Here is a 4,562-nt window from a genome sequence, read left to right on the forward strand (position 1 = left end):
TAGTTTTTTCCAAAAACGCTTGTAAAAAGGGATAGGTTGCGGAGTGGGAGTGTTCTCAATCTTTTCAATCGGTTGATCACCATCAAGTATCTCTTCTCCCGCGTGTACTATAATTCTTTTGCAAAGGAACTCATAAAAATTACTGGCATAATATTCGCAATTATCCAATGGAAACATAACATAGATTGGACATTCTCCATCCCGAAACTGCGTATAATCAAAATAAAAGGTCTCACCAAAATCAGTTGTGCAGATAACAAGTTGTTTGGGGTCCGTAAAGCCATCTCTTCTATCGAGCAAATTTCGGTAAACAATATCACCAGCAGGAATACCAGCACAGATTTCATAAATACTGAATATTTCTTCACCTCCAATTTCTCCCCCTCCATAATTTTTTAAAAAACTCTTATAGGAAGAGGTAAATTGTAAATCGAGAGTGTTCTCAGCTGTTTTAATCCGTACATCATCAGGGGCATTATCTTTAGTACCAAAATTAATAACATGACTATGCGTATCAATATATTGTGCAACATCTGATAAAGTATAATTTTTCATAAATTTTTCTCCATAAGTCACAGTGTGTTTTTACTCATAATGAGTGTTCCTACTGATCAATATTTCTCTACTATAGCCAATGGAATTGGGATTACATTGATAGAATATAAAGGATATTTTCTTTGAAAGAGCTCTTTTCTCATCTGTCTCTGTAAAATCATCTCGCATTTACAATATATGATGTAATTGAAGGGAATGATCATTAAAGTTTAGAGAGCGCCTTTTAGGGACATTATTTCAATATTTGCAATAATTACTTTTTCTTTTTTCCTGCTTAGGAGACTTTTTTTGAAATCCAACAAATAACTTTTTTTATAAAATTTATCTTTGGCTTCATATGAGCAACCAAACTCTTGTCTTGATAAAATGAGTAGAGAACTTCAGCGAGAGGACTATCTTGTTCTTGTGTCATAGGATGTAACATAATAGGCCTACAATCGACTCCAATAGGAGCTCTTCCTGATACCATTCTTTCCACATTTGTACCTGTTACTATCTGTCCTTTTTCTTTCCAAGAAGAAACTGTTTCAGGCTCAAACAGTTCATCTTCCTGATAAACTTTTTGACCTTTAAATTCCACAGGCTCAGCTGCCCCCATACTTTTTTTCTTTATCCATTTCATGATTCATAATCCCCTCGATTTTTTCAAAATAATCAATGTATTCTTTGTTCTAAATAGACTTAAATAAACTCTCCTTCCAAGAGCGAGGTTATTCCTCGCTAGAAAACTTTGAGTGATTATCAAAATCTTTTGCCACCTGTTTAATTAAAGCGTAGCTCAGTTGCTTGGTTTTTGCTACTTCTTTGGCTAAAGCTAATGCACGTTCAAGGTGGGTTTTGTTGATGCTTTCGTCAAAGCCTAGGTAATCACCTGCCGCAAAGCTTTTCTGATAAGACTGTAAGGTCTCAACATCACCCAACAAAGCAAGAGCGCCAAGATGAAGTAAAGCATAATCCGCATTATCTGCTTTAGATGTTGCATCTTGTTGCCAAGGAGCTATACCATAATCAGAGCGTAGCCTTTTAGAAAGGTCAATGTCTTTGACTGACCATTCTAGCGCATCATCAAGTGCTTGCTTTAAGCGATCCGCAGTGACTTCTGGTTCAAAGATTTCTAACCCCTTTGCTTCAAAATTAAGCTGTATATCTGGAATATCTTCCGTGTGGGTAGGATCAATGAATTTACAAGTGGTGGAAAGAATGCCCGTGCTAATCAAAAAGGCGCTATCAAATTTCGGGTAGTCTTTGGCAATTTCGTCGTTATAAAGAATATCTACTTCACGATCAGCCAATTGATAGCTTGCCATATAATCATTCTCATTGATTTTCTCGGTTGACCAGCCTAGGCTTTTTAAAAGTGCATGAGCACTTTCCATGGTGAGACGATCATCAGTGTCATCCGCTTCATCCACTTCAACAGAAGTTGTTTTAGAAGCAACAGATGCTGTTTGCGCATCCAAGCTTAAAATCGGAGCGTTTTTTGGAAAACCCATTCGATAACGCCGTGCAAGAGTAAGAGCGTTGTCAATATCATATTTTGTGATATAGTCTACAAAGTTTAAACGGTTCTTTGCCCTGAAACTTTCCTTATAAAATTTGAGCTTTTCAATATCACCAATCAGAACAAGTGCAACAAAGTGGCGTAGCACAAGATTAAGTTCGCTATTTGTTGGCAAAGCGGCATAATCATAGATAATTTGATTCACATTTTGTCGATCTGCCCATTCAAGAATATCCGCACAAATCTCCTTCAGTTTGCCTTCGTCCAATTCAGCACCAGAAACTGTATAAACTTCTTCTGCCTCTTTGAGAGCTATATATTGAGGTTTATCAGGAAATATATGCCGATGAGCAGTAGAAAAGCCAAGTGTTGAAAGAGAAGCCTTGAATGCAACGATCAGCGCCTCTTCTTCCATGTCAAGACTGTACATTATGTTGATGAGGCGGTCTTTGCCTATAAAATAAGCATTGCGCTCATAGTTTTTATCTCTATAAACTGTCCACCCCATCGCTTTTAATTGCTCAGCAATTTTATTGAAAACTCTTAAAGCATGTGAACTAAGAGGCGCATCCGCGTCCTTTCGCTCCTTGAGTATTATCAGATGCTTTTCAGCAAATTCAAAAGCGTACTTAACAGACTTTTCTACAATATTGCTTTCCAAATGCTCAGGAATCTTACCTGCCTCAAGTGAATTTTGATAAGATTTCAGCACATCAATCTTACCTGTTAATGCTAAACAAGCCAAATGCCAAATTATATCTGTATTGTAGTTATATTTTTGAATAAGCGTTTTACTTTCTATTGATGCTTGCAAATCTTGAGCGCGTGCCCATTTTATCATCTGCTCAGAGATTTTTATCAACTCTTGCTCATTCAAGGTCCCTACACAGATATCAATTCCCTTATCAAGAATACTATCCCCTCCAATCGTATTAAAAGACTGATAAATATCTGTAGGTCGTACAAGATTACGTTGTCCATGAAAATGAATATACCAGCAAGCCAAAGAAATCTCTTCGTTAGATATTTCAGATTCAAGATGGACATTGTACTGATCATGGAGATGTACAAAGCCAAAAACTAACTTAATAAAACGATCCGGCAAAGAGAGCCACATTTTTCCAGGTTCCATAGAAACCCACCCTTGCGTTTTGAGAATGCGGCTTGCTGCAGTAAGATTCATCAAGCGCTGATTGAGCTTTTTGCATGCGAGAATATCGTCCAATTCTCCATTTTTATAGGCTTGAGCAAAAAGAAGGAGGCGATCATACCTCGTCATTGTTTTGTAATCAGAAAATTCTGGTACATACAACTGAGATGTAACCTCAGAACTCTTTAAAGTCTCTACATCACCAAGCAAAGCCTTTGCGACAAGAGAATGATCTGCAGCTTCTTCACGTAATTTTTGTTCAATATCTTGTTCTTGGGCCCAAGCTATTACCCTATTTAAAGCTTCTTCAATATGGCTTTCAGAAAGATCTAAGGCTTTAATATCAAAGTCATCTTTTGCGGAAATTAATGTATTTTTATATTGCGATTTTTCGCCATTATCATATTCCCAGCCAAGACAATAAGCAGCAGTGGTGAGATTAACAGACAATCGAAACTTTCCCCCATTCTCGCCGTAATTTACAATATCATAAAGGATGTGCACAATACGATCGGAAAGATAATAATAAGCAAATGTATCCCCCACTTCATCGCGATGGGGCTCCCAGCCTAGTCTTTTTAAAATCTCTGTTGCATCTTTGGTTCGCATAATCATTCACTTTTCTTCTAAATAGCTTGGATATCTGTCGACTTTATGGGTATATTCTTCATCTTTCCACTCCGTGCCTAATTGTTCTTTAATCCACTTTTCATTAAATTTTTTCAATTCGTTCTCCCATTGTTTTACATCACCTTTAAAATTATCTTTAGCCTTATTCAATGCTTCTTTATACCGACCGAGCTTTCCTTTTTCTTCATTTAAATACTCTTTGTAATTAGAACCGCAAGGCGTTACTGATCCTATTTTACAATCTCCTACAAAAACTTTTTGGTTTTCACTTAGAACAGCATCACCCGTTTTTATCTCTAAAAACGCTAATCTACCATTCTCATCGATATAGGTAATATCAGGACGAGTTGTCGTCTCAATTAATTTTCCATTTTTCTCAATCTTGATTTTATAAGTTATTTCTTTCTTGCTTGGCGAAAATCCCTTCTGCCTTAAATCTTGTATAACTTCATCGCGTATTTTATCGTGATGTTCCTTAGCTTTTTGAGTCCCTTCATTCTTACCTGTGCTAGTTTTTTCAGGCAGTTGAGCAATTTCTTTTTCTGCATGAGTGGCATTTATTTCTCCAAGTAATTGAGAAACTTCGCTACCTGCTTTTGCAACTTCTGTTTCAGTCTTAGCGGCGAATTTAGCCAGAGCCTTTTTGCCAAGCTTTATGCCTCCCTTGGCTGCTCCAGCAACTCCTGTCATTAGGGATGCTGTTTCAGTCAATAATTTTCCAAATTC

The 4,562-nt window shown here is 37.0% G+C and carries 4 protein-coding genes; all 4 read right to left on the reverse strand.

Annotated features, from left to right (window positions below; genetic code table 11):
* Window positions 1-555, reverse strand: a 555-nt coding sequence (locus ACFIJ0_RS00595) for an SMI1/KNR4 family protein (RefSeq protein ID WP_375643907.1), incomplete at its 3' end; no start/stop codon positions are given.
* A gap of 274 nt (window positions 556-829) precedes the next feature.
* Window positions 830-1,177: an HNH/ENDO VII family nuclease gene (locus tag ACFIJ0_RS00600; protein WP_375643908.1), complete on the reverse strand. Its 348-nt coding sequence runs from the start codon at window positions 1,175-1,177 to the stop codon at window positions 830-832.
* A gap of 88 nt (window positions 1,178-1,265) precedes the next feature.
* Window positions 1,266-3,815 (reverse strand): DUF6990 domain-containing protein, encoded by a 2,550-nt coding sequence (locus tag ACFIJ0_RS00605; RefSeq protein ID WP_375643910.1) that lies wholly within the window; start codon window positions 3,813-3,815, stop codon window positions 1,266-1,268.
* Between the two features lie 6 nt (window positions 3,816-3,821).
* Window positions 3,822-4,562, reverse strand: a 741-nt coding sequence (locus tag ACFIJ0_RS00610) for a hypothetical protein (RefSeq protein ID WP_375643911.1), incomplete at its 5' end; no start/stop codon positions are given.

It is taken from the genome of Bartonella sp. OC68QHHN, assembly GCF_042193875.1.
Lineage (GTDB): Bacteria > Pseudomonadota > Alphaproteobacteria > Rhizobiales > Rhizobiaceae > Bartonella > Bartonella grahamii_A.